The sequence below is a fragment of the Acinetobacter sp. AYS6 genome, assembly GCF_025630795.1.
GTDB lineage: Bacteria > Pseudomonadota > Gammaproteobacteria > Pseudomonadales > Moraxellaceae > Acinetobacter.
In genome coordinates, this window is sequence record NZ_JAOTNV010000004.1 from 555,502 (window position 1) to 576,124 (window position 20,623).

Genomic DNA, 20,623 nt, shown 5'->3' on the forward strand with positions numbered 1-20,623 from the left:
GGTCTTGTTGTTCATAAACAAAAAACGGGCATAAAGCCCGTTTTTTGTTTCGTTTTGCAGTATTAACGCTTGATAGAGCGAGACATACCAGAAAAACGTTGTTTGAATTTGTCGATACGACCACCAGTGTCTACATTCTTTTGCTTACCAGTGTAGAATGGGTGGCAAGCTGAACATACGTCAAGGTAGATAGTGTCTTTACCTAAAGCAGAACGAGTTTCGATTACGTTACCGCAAGAACAAGTTGCTACTAATGTTGCATATTTTGGGTGAATATCGGCGCGCATCGTCGATTACTCCTAATTAGAAAGGCTTAAGCTGTCATCGCAATTGATCACTCTCAATGTAAATCGAGGAAAGCTCAAAATGAGCAGATCAACACCACAACAGACCATTCTTTTGGCCCACCGAAACCTCTAGGGTTAGAGCTAAGCACAACAAGTGGACAACATTATACGTCAAATAATTTATTTTTGCGAATTAATCTTTAGATTTAGCCCAGTAATTTGCAATTACCCCGCAAACCATTAATTGGATTTGATGAAAGATCATAATAGGTAACACAATCATGCCTAAAGGCTGGCCAATAAATAAAATTTGCGCCATTGGCACGCCACTTGCCAATGTCTTTTTTGAACTACAAAAGAAAACCGTGACTTGATCTGCGCGGTTAAATCCTAAAGCACGAGGCAGATACAGTGCTAATAGCATAATGATGGTTAATAGAACTGAACAAGCAACTGTTAGAATGAGTAAGGTTTTCCAGCTCACCTGATGCCAAAGCCCTGCGACCACTGCCCCACTGAAAGCTCCATACACCACCATCAAAATTGAGCCTTGATCGAATGCCTTAACAATACTTGGAACTTTTGCCATGTAGGGAAAAATATAAGGACGTAATATTTGCCCTAAAATAAATGGCACTAATAGCAACAATGTAATTTGTATAATTGAAGCAGTCGGGTCAAACCCATGTTGGCTTTGGCCTAAAATAAAAAAGCTGACCAACACTGGTGTAATAAACATACCAATCAAGTTTGAAAAAGATGCGCTACAGACCGCTCCAGCCACATTCCCTTTTGCAACTGATGTAAATGCAATAGAAGATTGAACCGTAGAGGGTAAAAAGCACATAAACAAAAAACCCCAATATAGCTGCTGACCTAATAGAGGTAACAGAATCGGTTTAGCTAACAAACCAATCACGGGGAAAACAAAAAAAGTAAATGCGAAGACAAGTAAATGCATTTTCCAATGCAAAATGCCTTCAATTACTGCCTCACGAGACAGCTTCGCACCATGTAAAAAGAATAAAATTGCAATCGCGACAGTAGTCAGTGTATTGAAATATTGCGCTGCTTGACCACTGACTGGAAAAAATGTTGCTAGTAGTACCATTCCAACTAACAAAATTGTAAATCGATCAAGTGCCAATAACTTCAACATAGCCACATCCTATGATTATTTTAGATAAATAAAAAACCCAGTTGATAAATTGACCATTTGGTCAAGCATTCATCATACTGGGCTAAAAAAATAAAGCTAGACTTTTAAGACCTAAATCTTAAAGCGTCATAGTCAATTTTTAGTTATTTGTCGCATTAGCATCTTGTTGAATCAATTCGACTTTATAACCATCTGGATCTTCAACAAATGCGATCACGGTAACACCACCTTTCATTGGACCCGCTTCACGCACCACTTTACCGCCACGTGCTTTAATCTCTTCACACGCTTTATAGGCATCATCAACACCAATAGCAATATGACCATAGGCATTGCCTAACTCATAACTTGATGTATCCCAGTTATGGGTAAGTTCAAGCACAGTATTGGTTTCTTCATCACCATAACCAACAAATGCCAGTGTAAAGCGCCCTTCTTCATAATCGCGCTTACGAAGTAACTTCATTCCTAATACTTCGGTATAGAACTTTAAAGATTGTTCTAAATTGCCTACTCGCAACATTGTATGAAGCATTCGCATGTTTATTCACCTGCCTTTTCTGATTCATGAGTTTGATGATCTTTTAAAAGTTTTCCAACCCAAACCACTAAAATTAAGATTGGAATACCAATAAGAGTGGTCATCAAAAAGAACTTTGGATAACCAATATTACTCACTATGGTACCTGAATATCCACCCAAAAGTTTTGGTGTGAGCGTCATGAGTGAACTAAAGATCGCATATTGAACAGCTGTAAATGAAACACTTGTTAAACTTGAAAGGAATGCAATAAATGCTGCGCCAGCTAAGCCAGAAGCTAAGTTGTCGACAATAATGGCAAAATAAAGCCATAAAGAACTATATGGTTTAATCACCTTACCGCTGATTTCAACAGATTGACCAGAGAGTGGATCAATATAAGGGAGCGGCTCAATATTCACATCTAATTCACTTGTCGCTTTTAGATTTGAGCTAACCGCATAAGGATGAGTTGCAGAAAGTATTTTCTGTTCGCCCTCTATTACAGCTACATCAAGCTCTTTACTCTTCGATGCCACTAATTTTTTCGCATCAATGGTTGCACTGAAAACACCTTTTTGATCAGACATTTTTGCATCAAAATTTTGTCCATCAAGACTAATTATGATTTTTTGTGCAGGAGTTAAAGCTTGCCCAAAGTATTGGCCTCGAACCACAACACTTCCCTCCCCCTCTTTAAGTGAAACCTGATCATTGCCCATGACAGGTAAAATTTGTAGAGGTGATTTTGCTAATTCAGTGGTCAGTAATGGCTGAGTACGTATGACAGGTAGCACACTAGTTTGTGCAGCATAAGCAGCTTTTACTTCAATTTGTTTTGTTCCACTAAAAGCAGAACTTGGAACTTCTAATTTCCATAATCCCACTTCATCTGGTTTAACTTGATAATTTTGACCGCCAACTTTTACATCAACCATATCTAATGGCTGACCAGATTTTACCAGACCAATAAAAATTAAATTCGTAGAACTTGCCAAAACTGCACCCACAAACATAAGCTTCATAATGTTTATGCGCTGTGCTAAAAGACCGCCTAAGAACCCACCAACTAGGCTAAATAAAACACCATAGATTTTGACTGCTTCGGCAATTTCTTCTTTACTAAAATTCAGATCTTGGTAAAACACATTGGAAATGACACCGGCAATAATGTCTGAAATACGGAAAAAACCAATGAGAAGTAATAAGACTAATGCGAGTTTGACACCATAACGTTTAAAGAAATCTAAAATTGGTGCAATCCATGTTTCTTTAGCCATTTGTTGGTTAACTACTCCAAATTTAACCAGTAAATAGCCCACAAAAATGGCACAAGCTGTGGCCGTTAAAAATCTTAAAGCTTCTAAACCAAATAATGCCGCGTTGTCTTTTATATTTCCAGCTTGCGAAATTGCCTCTGTTATCTGTCCAGAATAAATATAGGTGACTACAAATGAAATAACGGCAACAAAAAATACGAAAACCAAGCGGTAGTAATCACTACTCTTATAGTTTTTATAAACACGATTTACCTGAGGTTCACGAATGAGCAAAGTCGTTACAATACCGACTAACATAACCGCTGCCATGGTTAAATAAGTCATTTTCCAAGCTTCGTAAATGTAATTACCTTTAGCCGTCCCCAAATATGCAGCTAGAAATAGTGCCCCCGCTCCAGCCACAATCATTCCGATTCGATAACCAGCATTATAGGTAGATGCCAACACTGTTTGCATTTCTGTTTCTGCTAATTCAATACGGTAGGCATCAATCACAATATCTTGGGTTGCTGCTGAAAAACCAAGCAACACCGCACCCACTGCCATTTGAACAAGATAACTCTGTCCTAAAGCAGGATCAGAAAAAGCCATGATACAAATAGCAAGAACAATCAAACACTGTGCAATTAACAACCAAGCACGTCTTCGACCTAACATTTTGGTTAAAACAGGTACAGGTAACTCATCAATGAGAGGAGCCCAAACAAACTTAAAAGAGTAACCTAGAGCCGCCCAACTAAAAAAAGTGACTGCACTTTTATCAATACCCGCCTCTCCAAGCCATAAAGAAAGACTAGAGAAAATTAATAAAATTGGAATTCCGGCAGAAAAACCAAGAAACAGCATAATTAATGCACGGCGATCTAAAAATGCTTTAAAAGCAGAGACCCAACCCGAAGCTTGTGTGGTCATTCGTTTTTTATTTTCCATAAATTGTAAATGTGCCTATTCAAACCCTTCTTACAATTGCTTTCAAGATTCTTTATGCAAACATTTTTGTTTTGGCGATAAAAACCGCAAGTTTGCTTGATATTTTATGCTAAACCTGTATACCTTTAGGCTTCAAACTTCGTTTTCTTTTGCTGGATATCAACAGTGACACAAAAACTTGATCAAGTGACTATTTCAACTTTATCACTCGCTAAAACAACCACCACAAACGTCACAGTAAATGCATTTCCTTCAGCTTTTGAGCAACCTGATATAAAAATGACCTTAGATAAGACCGTTTTAAAACCCGAACAACTTACACATATCCCAGATTTTGAAAAAATTCCAGCTTCAACCAAACGCATCAAACCTCTTAATAACTTTTTAGGTCAAGATCGTGCCAAAGCATCTGTAGAGGCAGGAATTTCGTTGCCCTACTCAGGCTATAACATTTTTGCAGTAGGAACTGCTGGTTTAGGCAAACGTACCATGATCAAACGTTTGTTACAGCAGCACGCCAAAACAATGCCAACGCCTGATGATTGGGTGTATGTCTATAATTTCAAACAAGCACGTCAACCTATTGCCCTACGTTTCCCAGCAGGTCAAGGGACTAAGTTTCAGCAAGCACATGAACAAACTTGGCAAATTATTTTAAAACAACTTGAACGCCGTTTTAGTGCAGAAACTTATCATAACCGTATTGAACGGATCCGTCAGGAAACAGGTGATGTACAACAGCAAGCACTTGTTGAACTGACCAAAGAAGGTGAAGAACTCGACTTAAAACTCATTTCCCGTAATGAGAAACATGGTTTTGTGCCAGTACAAGTCAAAGATGATCAAGTTCAAGAACTTACCCAAAACGATATTGATGCGTTAAATAGTAAACAACGCGCTGAAATTGCGGCCAATATTCGCTATATGGATAAAAAGCTGGATCGCCTTGGTCTACATTTAGGTGATTTAGAAGATGATGCACGTGACAAAGTGTCTGTGTTAAATCGAGATATTGCAACGCAAGTCGTTATGCCAAGAATGGATCTTATTTTAAATAAATACGGTCAGGTTAAAGGACTCGAAGACTACTTAAAACAATATGCGCAAGATATTATTGATAATGTAGAACTGATTTTAGAACAAGAAGAAGATGATTATGCTCCTTCAATGTTCAATCGTGTTCCTGCACGTTATCAAGCCAATGTCATTGTTGCAAATAAACCAAATAGCGGTGCTCCTGTTATTTTTGAAGACTTTCCAACACACTATAATTTACTCGGTCACGTTGAACAGCTCACCCATAACGGCACAATTACCACAGATTTCACTTTGATTCGTCCTGGTTCATTGCATCAAGCCAATGGTGGCTTTTTAATGCTTGAAGCTGAGCAGCTATTAGAACAACCCTATGCTTGGCAAGGTTTAAAACGTGCACTTAAATCTGGGCAGCTTAGATTATCGTCACTCGAACATATGCTGACTTTAACAGGTAGCATTTCGATTGAACCTGCTGCAATTCCGCTCGACATTAAAGTGATCTTAATGGCTGAACCTGAAATTTATTATGAAATTTTAGAGGTTGAGCCGGAACTTGGTAGTGTCTTTAAAATTCGTGCAGATTTTACCGATACGCTTCAACGCAATGAAGCAAACGAACAGGCTTATATGCAGTTGATTGCTGACTACGTACAAGCCGATAAATTATTACCATTTGATCGTAGCGCTTTAGCAGCTTTATTAACTGATTCTAGCCGCCAAGCTGAAGATCAAAGCTCATTATCATTACATGCCTCTACTCTAGGTGACCTCATTCGGGAAGCGCATCACCATGCGTTTAAAGCCGATGATAAGATTGTCACTGAACAGCATATCAACCTAGCTCTACAACATCGACAATACCGCTTAGGCTATTTGAGAGAGTTATATTGGCAAGATCTTTCACGTGGCACACAATTAATCGAAACGTCAGGATACCGTTTAGGTCAGATCAATGCCCTCTCCGTTATTCATTATGCAGATGTTGAGTTTGGTCTGCCTTCACGTTTGACAGCCTCTGTTTATCAAGGTGGCGGTGATATTCTTGATATTGAACGTAGTGTAGAGCTTGGTGGTTCACTTCACGCGAAAGGCGTGTTGCTCATGTCTAGCTTTTTGAAAGCTCACTTTGGCCGTCAACAGATTTTGCACTTCTCTGCTGCACTTGCATTTGAACAAAGCTATGGTCAAGTCGATGGTGATAGTGCAACTGTTGCTGAGCTTTCAGCGTTGATTTCTGCGATTAGCCAGATACCAATTGATCAATCATGGGCAATTACCGGCTCTATGAACCAGTTAGGGCAAGTTCAGCCAATTGGTGGTGTAAATGCAAAAATTGAAGGCTTTTATGATGCATGTAAGCTACAAGGTTTGACTGGTAAGCAAGGTGTTATTATTCCTCGTCAAAACATGCAGCATTTAATGTTACGTCAGGATGTTATTGAGGCTGTTCGCAGTGGTCAATTCCATATCCATGCGATTGATACGATCGATCAGGCACTTGAAATTTTAATGGCTCGTCCAGTCGGTACACTCGATAAGAAGGGTAAATACAGTAAAAATTCAATTTATGCGGCAGTAATGGAACAACTTGAATATTGGCAAGCCATTGAAGATGGTGCTGAAATTGAAGAAGAGCCAAAGAAGAAAAAGAAAAATAAGAAGAAAATTAAAAAGCATGAAGAACTTACTGCTGACGATCTGCCACAAGAAAATGCAGAAGAAGTTGCCACATTAAAACAGAAGTAATAAAAAAAGGCCTGTAAAATACAGGCCTTTTTTACTTTTAGAGTGGCAAAATTAACGAACGATCTGAATCGCTCGTCCTCCTGCTAACTGGCTAAAATACTGTTTAAGTGCCTCAACACAACGTTGAATTTTCATTGGTTGCTGTTCATGCTTTGCAATCTCAGCATACAATGTAAACGTTGGTAATTTCCAATCTGGCATGAGCTCAATTAAAGAACCATTTTTTAATTCTTTTTGAGCATCCAAATATAAAATTCGTGCAATACCATGCCCTTGCTGACATAAGGCTTTTGCAACTTGTAAATTATTACTCTGCAAACGGCTTTGCATTTCAATATTCAGTGTTTCACCTGTTTTTACATGTTGGAAATTGAAATGGCGCGAGTCATTCATGACATTAATCGGCAACAGTTCATGATCTCTTAAATCATTAGGATGCACAATTGGACTAGACTGGTTCAAATAACTTGGAGAAGCTACCAAAATTTGGTCTACAAAAGCCATCGGAATGACAGAGCTACTCTCTTCTACCGGAGTAGAACTCATGCGTACTGCAATATCAATTCGCTCTTCAAGTAAATCGATATAACGATGCCCAACTTCGAAATGCACAGATAAACCGCGATGAGCAGACATCCAGTGAGATAATGCAGGAATGAGGTGTTGAACTGCTAAATCAGGAGTTGTTGCAATACGCAAATCCCCGATTAAGTCATCCCTCAATTCATTAATTCTGATTTTTCCCCTTTCAGCAGCCGCCAACATCTCTTGACAGCTTGAAAAAAAAGCCTGTCCGGCTTCTGTCAAACTCAGTTTACGAGTGGAGCGATGCAATAGAGTTACATCCATTTCATGCTCAAGCGAGCGTATTTGCTGGCTCACCGCACTTGTTGTAATTCCTAATTCACGTGCCGCACCACTAAATGAACTTTTTTCGACCACACAAGCGAAAACACCCATCGCACGAAGCTGATCTAACATAGGTTTCCTCAAATCTAATTTTAAATTTATAAAAAATGCTTATTGTTGTAATGAAAGCAACCAATTACATTATACGAGGAAACCTAAGTTTTTTGCATTAGCTATTTTGGTAAAAGATTTATAGGATTAATCGGTTTTCCATCCAAACGAATCTGGAACTCAAGCATGACTTGAGATGTTCCGGTAGAACCCATTTCGGCAATTTTTTGTCCAGCAGTTACATTATCACCGCTTTTCACCAACATCTTGCTATTGTGAGCATACGCACTGATGTAACCATCAATATGCTTAATTAAAACCAGATTTCCGTATTCTTTTAAGCCATCAGCGGCATAAACGACTTGACCATCGGCTGCGGCATAAATAGGGTCACCCTGATTTCCACCATAACGGATTCCCTTGACATTATTTGCCAAATTAAACCCTTGAATTACTGGACCATTAGTCGGTTTTATCCAACGTAAGCTCGAATTTGGTGCAACCGAAGTTACTGTAGTATTCGTTGACGGTGCAGTAGTTGACGGCTGAGTTACTGGAGTAACAGGCTGTGTGGTTGGTAAAGCAATCGTTTGACGTTTGATTTGCTCAGGTTGCGCCATGACTTGCGTAGATACTGTTCTTGGTGAAGAACCTTTCTTCAAACGCAAAGACTGATTGACATAAATACGATATGGCGCAGGAATATCATTCATTTCGGCAATACTGATATAGTCCAAACCATAACGCATTGCGATACCACTTAAAGTATCACCTGAACGAACTGTGTAATAGTTAGGAGCCATTGCATAGCGAGAACTATTATTAATTTGTGGTTTAGAAGCACATCCAGCCATAACCGCAGTAAAGCCTACTACTACAGACAGCATCATAATTTTCATTATTTTGTCTTTTTGGATATGCACTCTGTTTTGTTGCCCAATTAAATGCATTGATCTCCCTCACTAAATGCTACAAATCATTTCGGCTAAGAGTACCAAAAAAGTAAGAGGAAACACGTTCCTCTTTTTCTTTATTCACAAAGTTATAACATTCGAAGCAAATTATTGACTCAAACTGAGCTGAAGGTCTTCTAAAACGGCGTAATTTGTAGCGTCCATTTGAATAGGCGTAACACTTACATATCCGTTTGCTACCGCAAAGAAATCCGATTGAATCTGGCTGGAAACACGCTCGGGATCTGTTACCGCCTCGCCTGCTAATCCAATCCAGTAAACCTGACGGCCTCTTGGGTCGACATGACTGGTAATAGGCTTAGATTGAGCACGACGTCCCTGATACGTAATTTGTGCTCCTTGTAACTGCGGCACGTCAGGAATATTGATATTAAAAATATGTCGTGGAGGTAAAGCTGGCAGCCCGCTTGCAATAAAATCATGAACCCACTGAGCAGCCTGAGCATAATCTTCTTTATTGTTATAAGCGCGTACATCAGGACCAGCTAAAGACACAGCAATTGCTGGTTGCTTCATTAAACGACCTTCAAATGCGGCTCCTACTGTTCCAGAATATAAAACATCATCCCCTAAGTTTGCTCCGCTATTGATTCCACTTACCACCAAATCAAATTCGAAATCAAACAAACCATTCATTGATAAATAAACACAATCTGCTGGCGTACCATTTACTGCCCATACATCTTCGGCAATTTGGATTGGGCGCAATGGTCGATCTAATGTTAATGCACTTGAGAAACCACTTCTTTCACTTTCTGGGGCAACCACAACCACCCGTCCAAGTGGTTTTAATGCTTCAGCTAAAGCCTGTATACCTGGCGCAAAAACACCGTCATCATTCGCTATCAAAATATTCACTAAAATCTTTCTCTACAAATAAACCTAAAGGTTTTCACAATTGAATTATTTGTTGAATTATATATATTTATGCCTCCATAGCATTATAAAATTGTGAAAAAATGAAAACTTTTGCTCCTTTTTTTCAGGTATTGGGGATCAGTATCACATTGTGTACGCAAGCGGTTTTTGCAGATGAGGACATCTCAACACAAGAGGCTGATAGCTTAATTAAAGATGACATTGCCGCAACGCAAGTTTTACAAGAAATTTGTCCAGCTTTCGTTGGGACAAATAAAAAACTTGAGTCAAATAGTCAAAAAATTATCGCAATGTATTTAAGCGGTTATTCAAATAAATCCATTACCCTCGCCACTCTACAAAATGATGCAGAGTTTAAAACCTTGTTAAATGAAGCGCGTCTTGCGGCAAAACAAATGGACCATCATGAGCAACATGAGCTCTGTGAAGAGATCGTCAATTATAAAGAATAGATGTTTGCTCTTTTAGAGTAGAGATTTATTGAGGTTTTCTGCTTGGTATTAAGCAGAAAACCAACATAACAATACATTTTTTCCATTTTTTTAACCTGCAAATTGGTTAAGCTATCGACATATTTAAAAATTTTATTTCGGGTTATCGATGTTTATGAAGAAAAGCTTAGTTCAATCGCTCTCTTTGGTTTTACTTATGAGCATGGCAACAGTTGGTTTTGCTGCTGATAAGAAGAAAACAACTGAAAAGAAAACCGAAAATGAAAATGTTGTTGAAGTAACTCCACAACAAGGGATAACTCCTGAAGAATTGGCTGCAATTCAAGTACTTTCTGAAATTTGCCCAAGCCTTATTGGCAAAAAAGATGCTGATTTTGCTCAAGGCTACGAACGTTTAGTTAAAGACTATCTACCAAATGAAACTGATCCTGTCTCTGCTTTAGAAAAACGTAGTAAAGACAAAGGCTTCAAAAAATACTTAAAAGAAGCACGTAAAGATGCTAAAGCAGCGGGTGATGAGCAAAACACATTAGTTTGCCAAGACGTGAAAGCGTATCAATCGCAAAACTAAATTAGTAAAAAACTCTTGAGTTACAATACTGTTTGAAAAAGCCGACTTCCCCCATAGAAGTCGGCTTTGCTTTATCCTAAAATGCTAGGTTCTTCTGCTTCATACAAGATATTGGAATTACCTAGAATGACTCGAAAAAGCGCTATTGCTGCACTACTCCTCTTACCAAGTTTTTCTTATGCAGCAACTGTCTTATCAGCTCCGCCAGAATTAAATAATAAGTCTTATGTATTAATGGATTATGAGACAGGACAAATTCTCGCTTCTAAAAATGAAAACGAAAAGCTTGCACCTGCTTCTATGACAAAAATGATGACTAGTTACATCATTGAACAAAAATTATTAAAAGGTGACCTGACTGAAAATGAGCAGGTTCGCATGAACGAATCTGCGTGGTGTAAAGGAAGTAGCTCTGAATCATGTATGTATGTCCCTTTAAATGGTACAGCGACTGTTCTAGAAATGCTCCGTGGTATTATTATCCAGTCAGGTAATGATGCATCAAAAGCAATGGCTGAACATATTGCCGGAAATGAAGGCACGTTTGCTCATATGATGAATCAGGAAGCAAAACGTATCGGCATGGTAAACACTCAGTTTATTAACTCGACCGGTATGCCAGCTGAAGGTCATTATTCAACTGCAAAAGATATGGCAGTTTTAGCACAACATATTATTAAAGACAGTTCAAAATATTACCCAATCTACTCTGAAAAAGAATTTACCTTTAATGGTATTAAACAAGGCAACCGTAATGCTTTGCTTTACACAGATCCAAGTGTAGATGGTTTAAAAACAGGCCATACAGATGAAGCAGGTTACTGCTTAACTACTTCAAGTAAACGCGGTCCAATGCGTTTAATTTCAGTGATTTTTGGTACACCAAGCATGTCTGAACGTGCAGACCAAACGCGCACATTATTGGCTTGGGGTTTTGCAAACTTTGAAACTGCAAATGTTCAACCAGCCAACCAAGTTCTTGCAAAAGCAAAAGTCTGGTTTGGTAAAGAAGATGAAGTTCAAGTGGGTCTGGCTGAAAACTTTAGCGTGACCATGCCTAAAGGTAAAGCTGGGGGCATTAAAACTCAATTGGTCGTTCAGCCTAACTTAAATGCGCCGCTTCAAAAAGGCCAAGTCGTAGGTAAACTTGTTGCAAGCTTAGACGGCAAAGTCATTGCTGAAAAGCCATTAGTTGCATTAAAGCCAGTTGAAGAAGCAGGATTCTTTGCGCGCTTAATCGACCATGTTAAACAATTCTTCAGCAACTTATTCTAATTTTTTGAATAGTTGAATTAAGCACTCATGCTATTTAGCCTGAGTGCTTTTTTATTTTATAATTCGACTAAATTTTATTTTGATACTCATCATGGCAAACAACATTCGTCCTTATCTTGAACACCGCCCTCAAGTTGATAAAACTTGCTATATCGATGACATGGCTGTTGTAGTCGGTGAAGTGAGCTTAGCTGAAAATGTTTCTGTTTGGCCTTTTGCAGTGATTCGCGGTGATGTAAATAGTATTCAAATTGGTAAAAACAGTAATGTACAAGATCATTGTATGTTGCATGTTAGCCATAAAAATGATGCAAAACCTAATGGCTCACCTCTTATTATTGGTGAAGATGTAACTGTTGGCCACCATGTGACTTTGCATGGCTGCACCATTGGTAACCGTGTTTTAGTCGGAATCAATACCGTTATTTTAGATGACGTGATTATTGAAGATGATGTGATGATTGGTGCGGGAAGTTTAGTTCCACCGCGTAAAGTCTTAAAAAGTGGTTATCTCTATGTAGGAAGCCCTGTGCAGCAAGTGCGACCACTAACCGAAAAAGAATTAGCATTTCTTCCTTATTCAGCAAGACATTATGTGAAAGTACAAAATAATCATAAAGCGGCTCAAGCAGATCAAGAGTAATAAGCTCTATGAATTGCCAGTAATAAAATTCTGATTTTTTAAGCGATATGGTTTTGTAGCACTGCTCATATCGTTTAGCAGATCACCGTAGCCAAAAACCCCTAAATTTCGTATTATACGTCTTTTAAATCATGGTGCTTTTTTATGGCCGCATGGACTCCTCACGTCACTGTTGCTACAGTCGTAGAAAAAGACGGACGCTATCTTTTTGTAGAAGAACATAGCGAAGGTTTTGTACACACCGTATTTAACCAACCTGCTGGTCATGTGGAATGTGGTGAGTCATTAACACAAGCAGCCATTCGTGAAACACTTGAAGAAACAGGACATCATGTTGAAATTGATGCGTTGCTTGGTATTTATACTTATACCCCGCCGATGTTTCCGGATCGCACGTATTATCGCTTCTGTTTTTTAGCACACGTGACTCAAGTTGAAAGTAATCCGCAACTCGATACAGATATTGTAGCTGCTGTGTGGATGACACCAGATGAGCTCAAAGAATCTGCTCGTGCCCGTAGTCCACTCGTGCTAAAAGCAGTTGAAGATGCCATAAAAGGCCACCATTATCCTTTATCGCTTATTTATGAGCACCCTTTCTCTCCCTCATTAACCTCTCATTTGGATGCCTAGTCCTATGCAACAACGTGTCATCGTCGGTATGTCTGGTGGTGTAGACTCTTCTGTTTCTGCAGCACTTTTACTTCAACAGGGATATCAAGTTGAAGGTCTTTTCATGAAGAACTGGGAGGAAGACGACGGCACGGAATATTGTACGGCAATGGAAGATTTAGCCGATGCTCAAGCAGTCGCCGATAAAATAGGGATTAAACTCCATACAGCAAACTTTGCTATGGAATATTGGGATCGCGTGTTTGAACTTTTCTTAGCCGAATATGCAGCGGGACGTACACCAAACCCAGATATTTTATGTAATAAAGAAATTAAGTTCCGTGCATTTTTAGATCATGCCATGACTTTAGGTGCAGACTTTATCGCGACTGGTCATTATGCGCGTCGTGGTGAAACTGCATATAATTCAAAAGGCGAAGCATACGCCCCGTTATTACGTGGTGTAGACAATAACAAAGATCAAACTTATTTCTTGCATGCTGTTCATGGTAAAGAAATTAACAAAACCCTATTCCCAGTAGGTGAGATTGAAAAACCAGAAGTCCGCAGAATTGCTGAAGAACTTGATCTTGCTACAGCCAAGAAAAAAGACTCTACAGGAATCTGTTTTATTGGTGAACGTCGATTTAATGACTTCCTTAAACAATATTTACCCGCTCAACCTGGAAAAATTGTACTTGATACAGGTAAAGAAGTTGGTGAACATCACGGTCTGATGTACTATACGCTCGGTCAACGTGGTGGAATTGGTCTAGGTGGTTTGAAAGGTGCAGCGGAAGGTGCATGGTTCGTACTACATAAAGATATTGCCAATAACCGCCTAGTTGTTGGTCAGGGACATGAACACCCACTCATGCAAAGCACACAGCTTTGGAGTGAGTCAATTGACTGGGTGGCGGGTGAACAGAATATTCCAGTTGAAGGTTTACGCTGTACGGCTAAAACACGCTATCGCCAACCTGATCAGGCATGTACCATTTTTATTGATGAAAATAGTGAACACGGTGTACGAGTTGAGTTTGATGAACCTCAGCGTGCTGTTACACCGGGTCAAAGCGTTGTATTTTATTCAGATGAAGTTTGCTTAGGCGGGGGTGTCATTCACCATACAAATGCCCCTACACCAAATTTTATTTAAGGGAATGAATGACATGGTGGAGTTACCATTTCAACAATCACAAGCCTTGAATGTTCGCCAAAACCGTGCCCTTGCCTTGGCTGGGGTATTTCAAGCTACCCAGCTCACGCACATGACAGCTTTAACGGGTCAGCAGAGTATTGGTGAAAGTGGTAACTTCTATTTTGAGCTGTTAATCAAAGCGAGTTTAAATATTCGCCCTACAGTCAACAATGGTGTTCAAACATTAGATTTTTTTAATCAGTTGGCAGATATTTCTTTAGGGCTTAAAACACTCGAAAATTGTATTACTCAACCTTTTACAAATATGCCTAAATCTCGCCTTCCAAAAATGGGCACGGCCAAGCTTCCAATGTCCTATGCGATGTCACTTTTACAATTAGAAAAGAAGGTCTACAGCAACCCTGAATACGTCGCAATCATTGAAAAAGCGCAGCAAAAGATTTTAAAACAGCTTTCTTTTTTTGATAATAACTACTTACACCCAAGCATTTTAGCCAATTTGGCTCAAACCTATGTTGATACGGCTGGGCAAATTAACCCTCGCATTCTAGTTCGTGGTAATGCAGAAGCATTTAAAGATACCAACCATACTAACCGCATCCGCGCTTGTCTGTTTACAGGCTTGCAAATGGCCCATTTATGGCGACAACTCGGTGGTAGTTCGTGGAACATGATTTTTAGCAAACGTAAATTGCTACAAGATATTCAAGCACTTGCTCGTTTACAGTACCAAGTCATCTGACTGTAAAGAGATTATTTTTAGTTTTATGTTTATTCCAACATTAAGGAATCGTTATGAACGCTTTAACCGCACTATCACCATTAGATGGACGTTATGCCAGCAAATGTGATGCGCTACGCCCTTTTCTTTCTGAGTTTGGTTTAATTCATGCTCGTGTCACTGTAGAAGTGCGTTGGTTACAAGCGCTTTCTAACCGTCCGGAAATTGTTGAAGTTGCTCCTTTTTCAAATGAAACAAATGCAGCTTTAGATGCAATTGTTAGCAATTTTTCTGAAGAAGATGCTAACCGCATTAAAGAAATTGAACGCACAACTAACCATGATGTAAAAGCTGTTGAGTATTTCTTAAAAGAGAAAATCGCAGGTATTACTGAATTACAAAATGCAGGTGAATTCATTCACTTTGCATGTACTTCAGAAGACATCAACAACTTGTCTCATGCATTAATGCTTAAAAACGGCCGCGAAGTTTTAGTATCAAGCATGAAGCAAATTTTAAATGCAATCTCTGCTTTGGCAACAACTCACGCTGAACAACCAATGTTGTCACGTACACACGGTCAAACTGCAAGCCCAACAACTTTGGGTAAAGAAATGGCGAACGTGGCATACCGTTTAGCTCGCCAAATCAAACAATTTGAAAATGTTGAGCTACTAGGCAAAATCAACGGCGCTGTAGGTAACTACAATGCTCACCTTTCTGCTTATCCAGATGTTGACTGGGCTGGGCATGCTCAAGCTTTTGTTGAATCTTTAGGTTTAGCATTCAACCCGTACACTACACAAATCGAACCGCATGACTACATGGCAGAGTTGTTTGATGCGTTACGTCGCTTTAATACGATTTTAATCGACTTTAACCGTGACGTATGGGGTTACATTTCTTTAGGTTACTTCAAACAAAGATTGAAAGATGGTGAAGTTGGTTCTTCAACTATGCCACACAAAGTTAACCCAATTGACTTTGAAAACTCTGAAGGTAACTTAGGTATTGCGAATGCTGTATTAGCGCACTTAGGCGAAAAATTACCAATTTCTCGCTGGCAACGTGACTTAACTGACTCTACTGTACTTCGTAATATGGGTGTTGGTTTTGCGCAAAGTTTAATTGCTTTTGATGCGTGTTTAAAAGGTATCGGTAAACTTGAACTCAATGCAAACCGCTTACTTGAAGATCTTGATCAAGCTCAAGAAGTTTTAGCAGAGCCAATTCAAACTGTTATGCGTCGTTATAACGTTGAAAAGCCATATGAAAAGTTAAAAGCATTAACTCGTGGTCAAGCAATGACTCGCGACATGATGGTTAACTTCGTAAATGGTGATGAACTTTCTCAAGTACCAAGCGAAGAGCGTGCACGTTTAGCTGAACTTACTCCTGCAACTTACACAGGTAATGCAGCTGAACAAGCAAAACAAATTAACGATTTAATTAGCAAAATCTAATTAAAAAATTTATAAAAAGCGGAGCTTAGGCTTCGCTTTTTTATTACACTGATATAAATCACAATAAAGTCTTCATAAAATGATCGAAAAACAATTCAAACTTAAACACTATATTGCTCTTAGCCTTATTTTGATTGCCATTATACTGTCTGGTATTCAACCTCTTGAATTCGAAGCTTATTTACTTCATCAGGTGGGTACAGTCTTTATGTTAGTTATCCTATTTATTATTTTTAAAAAGATTGGTCTCGATTTTTTAAGTTTTACTTTCTATTTAGGGTTTTTGCTCATCCATATTATTGGTGCGCACTATCTGTACTCATACGTGCCTTACAATGACTGGATTCAACACATATTCCATTTTAATCTAGATCAATACATGGGTTGGACCCGTAATATGTATGATCGTTTAGTTCATCTGGCCTATGGGGTTTTACTCTACCCTCTTATTTATCGAGTTTTTCAAGTTTGGTTACCTACAGCGCGGCCTTTCACTCTGTTTTTACTTGTGGTCCAGTTCGTGATGGCATCTAGTGTTTTTTATGAACTCATTGAATGGGCAATAGCCATTGGTTTATCACCAGAGCAAGCTGAGAATTATAATGGTCAACAAGGCGACATGTGGGATGCCCATAAAGATATGCTATTAGCAACAATTGGTGCAATTTTCTATGGACTTGCGGCTCTTATAAAAACACCTAAACACATAGGTCATAAATAAAAAAAGCGCTCAATGAGCGCTTTTTTTAAAGGTTCTTTAGACTACCGGATAAGTCTGATCTAAAAGATTTGGCAAAATTGAAGTAGCTGTGTTTGGTAGAAGTTGATCTAGATTGGTTGTGACATCACTAATGGTGTTGCTTCCATCACTCTGTTCATGCACCACTGGTTTAGACTCTGTTGAAGATAAAAGCTTTGCAATCGAGTCAGAAGTATCTGTTGAAGAACTTTTTAATAAATCATCTAAGGACACAGATTTTTGCTGTTGATGGTTCGTTTCGCTTGTTGCATTTTGCGCGAATTTTAAAGTACTCAAACCAACACTGTCCGCCACAGAAGGAACAACTTCATGTGTATCACTACTCATAACTTCACTAGCCGCCACTTTTGGTGCGACTACATAAAAGGTGAAGGGTGAACTGACTTCACTGGTAAGACCTGCTGCATCAGTTTGAATTAAAGTAATGGTATGTTTACCGAGGGCTAAATCTTTATCAAGTGTAAATGACCAAGTCTTACTCGTACCTAAATCACCTATTTTAATAATCGAAATTGCTACACCGTTATCATAAATAGTCAAAGTCGCATTGGATTCAACTTGAACAGTAAATTTTGGTTTAGCATCATCGGTTTCAGAACCAGCTGTAATTGCTCCCTTTAAAGCACCCACATCATCATCTAAACTTTTTAAAACAGGCTTAGCTGGTGGAATCGTATCTTTATCACTACCAACAAACTCCAGCGCAACAGATTTATTTCCTGCACTGTCTGTTGCTATTACAGAACCTTTCAAGCTATCGGTTAAAGCAGGAGAAATAGTGATTGTAAATTTTCCATTCGCATCTGCTGTTCCAGTACCAATAACCTTATCTGCTGAATTTTTGATTTCTATTTTTGCATTGGCTTCGGCGGTACCAGTAACAGAAGTTCCTTCTGCATTGACTTGAGCTGTGGGTTTATCTGGCGCTATGGTGTCATAGCCAGGGGTAACCTCTAAAGGCTTAGATTTATTACCCGCTGCATCTTCAACAATGATTGTCGCCTTTTGCGATTCTTTTAAGGCCGAAGAAAGCGTAATTTGAAATTCACCTTGCGCATTTGCCGTACCAGTTCCAATGACTTTACCATCAGCATCTTTTATCTGAACTTTCGCATTAGCTTCAGCTTTTCCTTCAACCACTGTTCCTTCTTTATTGACTTCAACTAAAGGAGTCTCTGGAGGAATAGTATCTTTCCCAGCAAAGATGAGAGTCGCTTCGGATTTATTTCCAGCAGCGTCCTGAGCAATGACTTTACCACCGGCTTCACTTGTCAAAGGAGGGGTTAGCTTTAAAGAAAAAATTCCATCTGAATTTGCTTTTACAGTACCTAATAATTTTCCGCTAGCATCATAGACATTTACAGTAGCATTCGCTTCAGTTTTACCCTCTAAGATCGAACCATCTTCATTTAATTGAGCCTGAGGAGCATCTGGAGCAATTGTGTCTTTGGTACCAGTAACAACGGTGGCTTTAGAGTTATTTCCAGCAGCATCTTGAGCAATAACAGCTACTTTTTCACCGTTTACCAATGGCTTATCAAGTTTAATGGTAAAATTACCATTGCTATCGACAGTACCCGAAGCAAGAACCTGTCCTTTTGCATCTTGAATATAGATCTTTGCATTGGCCTCTGCTTTACCACTGACCGTAACAGTATCATCAGCCAGAGTAGCTGTGGGCTGATTAGGTGCAATTAAATCTGGCGCCGATGATGAGTCATCTTTATCATCTTTATCAAAAGCCCAAAGGTATAAACCCTCAGCGGCTAAAACTGCTAAGCCTGCTTTTAACACATTACCCATCGAAAAATTTGGAGAATCATCAACTGCCATGGTTGAAGCTGGCTGACTAGTACTTGTATAGGCTAAATCTGTGACATGGTCTAGACCTCTATAGTCTATAACCTTACCTTGTGCATCGAATTGTGCTTCAACAAATTTTCCTTGTTCAGTCGGAAAAACAAGCGAATGTTCTGTTGTATTTGTTGCTTCATTAAAGAAATTTTCTAAAACAAGGGTTTCTCCATTTTTTAAATGGATGATAAGACTTCCACCCTGCTTTTCCATCGATGCTATGTCTTTTTGGCTAACACCAATCTGAATGATTGCAGGTTGGTTTAAAACCACTTTATTGAGCTGACCATTTTGCAGAACGTCCAAACCCTCTTTGGATGCCACAATTATTCTTGTCATTATTTCCTATCCTGAATTTCAGTTATATTTTTAAATGTCTAACTTTTTAAATGATTCATCTAAAAGCTATTTTATTGCTGTTTAAAATATCAAAAACATGTGTTTATCACAATTCAAAAAGTATATTTATCAATAATTATTTTTGACTTTTAATTAAAATGTCTATTTCTCAAAAAAGTTATATAAGCTTTAAATATTACATATTTTAGTATTTACTTAATTTCACCTATTTTAAGACCATCATTTTACATTCTTAAGTAAAAAAAGCTAAAAGTGCCTATCAAAATCAAAAGACATAAAGCAGCCAATTTAGTAATCTTCGCATCTGATGGCGTCATTTTTAGCATACTCCAGCCCTGAAAATGTTTTGCAAAAACGCTATTTAGAATAAGAGTTGAAACATGCAACAAAACCAAAGCTAAAAATAAGTTTGCAAAAAATTCGTGTAGGTCTTTCAAAGAAAAATTAACATGCTCAGTCGCATACCCTAGCCCCACCACAATGGGAATCACGAGAAATATAAGTACAATTGAAATTTGAAAAAGTGCAATGCTGATTGAATGAATTGAATTTTTAGAAAAAATATTTCTAAAATTTGAATGGACTAAAGATTTTTTGATCGCCCTTATCGCTATAATACTTCGCTTTTTAATGCCAAACGGTGTTGTACTTGAAATACGCGGACTCAAAAAATGCCAGATCACTCTCACGGTAATACTAATAAGAAGTATGTAACCAAACATCATATGGACTTGGTGTAAATCTTCATTGTCTCCTGTGAAGTAAGCACCAATAAAGCCAAGCATAATAATGATATGTAAAATACGTATGAGAATATCAATATGTGACCATGTTTTTGTCATCACAAAAACTCAGAAGTGAAAAGTTAACTATAACTTTTACAATTGAAACTTAAACAAATATTAATCAATTTCTTTCACCCCCCCCATAAAAAAAGAGTACCCATTTAGGTACTCTTTAGTTCAAAAATTTAGGTT

Annotated in this window: 19 protein-coding genes; 10 read left to right on the forward strand and 9 right to left on the reverse strand. The window is 38.5% G+C overall.

All coding sequences use genetic code 11. The features are described 5' to 3' along the window. Nucleotides 1–62: 62 nt before the first annotated feature. From rpmE to OD757_RS03480, 4 genes are all read right to left on the reverse strand, one after another. Nucleotides 63–287: a 50S ribosomal protein L31 gene (gene rpmE, locus OD757_RS03465; RefSeq protein ID WP_003650476.1), complete on the reverse strand. Its 225-nt coding sequence runs from the start codon at nucleotides 285–287 to the stop codon at nucleotides 63–65. Between the two features lie 193 nt (nucleotides 288–480). Next, nucleotides 481–1,452, reverse strand: a complete 972-nt coding sequence (locus tag OD757_RS03470; RefSeq protein ID WP_171058576.1) for a bile acid:sodium symporter family protein — start codon at nucleotides 1,450–1,452, stop codon at nucleotides 481–483. A gap of 133 nt (nucleotides 1,453–1,585) precedes the next feature. Then, nucleotides 1,586–1,987 (reverse strand): lactoylglutathione lyase, encoded by a 402-nt coding sequence (gene gloA / locus OD757_RS03475; RefSeq protein ID WP_009393535.1) that lies wholly within the window; start codon nucleotides 1,985–1,987, stop codon nucleotides 1,586–1,588. Nucleotides 1,988–1,989: 2 nt separating this feature from the next. Continuing rightward, a complete protein-coding gene (locus OD757_RS03480; RefSeq protein ID WP_009393541.1) occupies nucleotides 1,990–4,176 on the reverse strand; it encodes an AmpG family muropeptide MFS transporter in 2,187 nt (728 codons plus the stop codon). Between the two features lie 165 nt (nucleotides 4,177–4,341). Here OD757_RS03480 and OD757_RS03485 point away from each other — a divergent pair, with 165 nt between their 5' ends. Next, entirely contained in the window at nucleotides 4,342–6,960 is a 2,619-nt protein-coding gene (locus tag OD757_RS03485) for a Lon protease family protein (RefSeq protein ID WP_009393549.1), read from the forward strand. Nucleotides 6,961–7,011: 51 nt separating this feature from the next. Here OD757_RS03485 and OD757_RS03490 read toward each other — a convergent pair whose 3' ends face one another. The 3 genes from OD757_RS03490 to surE all read right to left on the reverse strand — a co-directional run bounded on the left by OD757_RS03490 (nucleotide 7,012) and on the right by surE (nucleotide 9,752). Continuing rightward, entirely contained in the window at nucleotides 7,012–7,941 is a 930-nt protein-coding gene (locus OD757_RS03490) for a LysR family transcriptional regulator (protein ID WP_009393673.1), read from the reverse strand. 101 nt (nucleotides 7,942–8,042) lie between these two features. After that, nucleotides 8,043–8,870, reverse strand: a complete 828-nt coding sequence (locus OD757_RS03495; protein WP_263030868.1) for a peptidoglycan DD-metalloendopeptidase family protein — start codon at nucleotides 8,868–8,870, stop codon at nucleotides 8,043–8,045. A gap of 111 nt (nucleotides 8,871–8,981) precedes the next feature. Next, a complete protein-coding gene (gene surE, locus OD757_RS03500) occupies nucleotides 8,982–9,752 on the reverse strand; it encodes a 5'/3'-nucleotidase SurE (RefSeq protein ID WP_009393519.1) in 771 nt (256 codons plus the stop codon). Nucleotides 9,753–9,853: 101 nt separating this feature from the next. Here surE and OD757_RS03505 point away from each other — a divergent pair, with 101 nt between their 5' ends. The 9 genes from OD757_RS03505 (at nucleotide 9,854) to OD757_RS03545 (ending at nucleotide 17,393) form a co-directional block, all read left to right on the forward strand. Beyond that, nucleotides 9,854–10,225, forward strand: a complete 372-nt coding sequence (locus OD757_RS03505) for an MCR_0457 family protein (RefSeq protein ID WP_263030869.1) — start codon at nucleotides 9,854–9,856, stop codon at nucleotides 10,223–10,225. A gap of 148 nt (nucleotides 10,226–10,373) precedes the next feature. Then, nucleotides 10,374–10,796, forward strand: a complete 423-nt coding sequence (locus OD757_RS03510; RefSeq protein WP_263030870.1) for an MCR_0457 family protein — start codon at nucleotides 10,374–10,376, stop codon at nucleotides 10,794–10,796. Between the two features lie 126 nt (nucleotides 10,797–10,922). Further along, a complete protein-coding gene (gene dacC / locus OD757_RS03515; protein ID WP_009393588.1) occupies nucleotides 10,923–12,071 on the forward strand; it encodes a D-alanyl-D-alanine carboxypeptidase PBP5/6 in 1,149 nt (382 codons plus the stop codon). Between the two features lie 91 nt (nucleotides 12,072–12,162). Beyond that, entirely contained in the window at nucleotides 12,163–12,714 is a 552-nt protein-coding gene (locus tag OD757_RS03520) for a gamma carbonic anhydrase family protein (protein ID WP_263030871.1), read from the forward strand. Nucleotides 12,715–12,858: 144 nt separating this feature from the next. Continuing rightward, entirely contained in the window at nucleotides 12,859–13,347 is a 489-nt protein-coding gene (locus OD757_RS03525) for an NUDIX hydrolase (protein ID WP_263030872.1), read from the forward strand. A gap of 4 nt (nucleotides 13,348–13,351) precedes the next feature. Next, entirely contained in the window at nucleotides 13,352–14,485 is a 1,134-nt protein-coding gene (gene mnmA, locus OD757_RS03530) for a tRNA 2-thiouridine(34) synthase MnmA (RefSeq protein WP_009393647.1), read from the forward strand. 13 nt (nucleotides 14,486–14,498) lie between these two features. Next, nucleotides 14,499–15,230 carry a high frequency lysogenization protein HflD gene (gene hflD, locus OD757_RS03535; RefSeq protein ID WP_004643577.1) on the forward strand — a complete coding sequence of 244 codons (732 nt, stop codon included), beginning with the start codon at nucleotides 14,499–14,501 and terminating at the stop codon, nucleotides 15,228–15,230. A gap of 53 nt (nucleotides 15,231–15,283) precedes the next feature. After that, nucleotides 15,284–16,672, forward strand: coding sequence for an adenylosuccinate lyase (gene purB / locus OD757_RS03540; RefSeq protein ID WP_263030873.1), 1,389 nt, complete (start codon nucleotides 15,284–15,286; stop codon nucleotides 16,670–16,672). Between the two features lie 79 nt (nucleotides 16,673–16,751). Then, entirely contained in the window at nucleotides 16,752–17,393 is a 642-nt protein-coding gene (locus OD757_RS03545) for a DUF2238 domain-containing protein (protein WP_263030874.1), read from the forward strand. A 36-nt stretch (nucleotides 17,394–17,429) separates the two neighbouring features. Here the strand turns inward: OD757_RS03545 and blp2 are convergent, their stop codons facing one another. Next, nucleotides 17,430–19,625, reverse strand: coding sequence for an Ig-like repeat protein Blp2 (gene blp2 / locus OD757_RS03550; protein WP_263030875.1), 2,196 nt, complete (start codon nucleotides 19,623–19,625; stop codon nucleotides 17,430–17,432). Between the two features lie 245 nt (nucleotides 19,626–19,870). Further along, nucleotides 19,871–20,488 (reverse strand): cytochrome b/b6 domain-containing protein, encoded by a 618-nt coding sequence (locus OD757_RS03555; RefSeq protein ID WP_263030876.1) that lies wholly within the window; start codon nucleotides 20,486–20,488, stop codon nucleotides 19,871–19,873. Nucleotides 20,489–20,623: the final 135 nt, after the last annotated feature.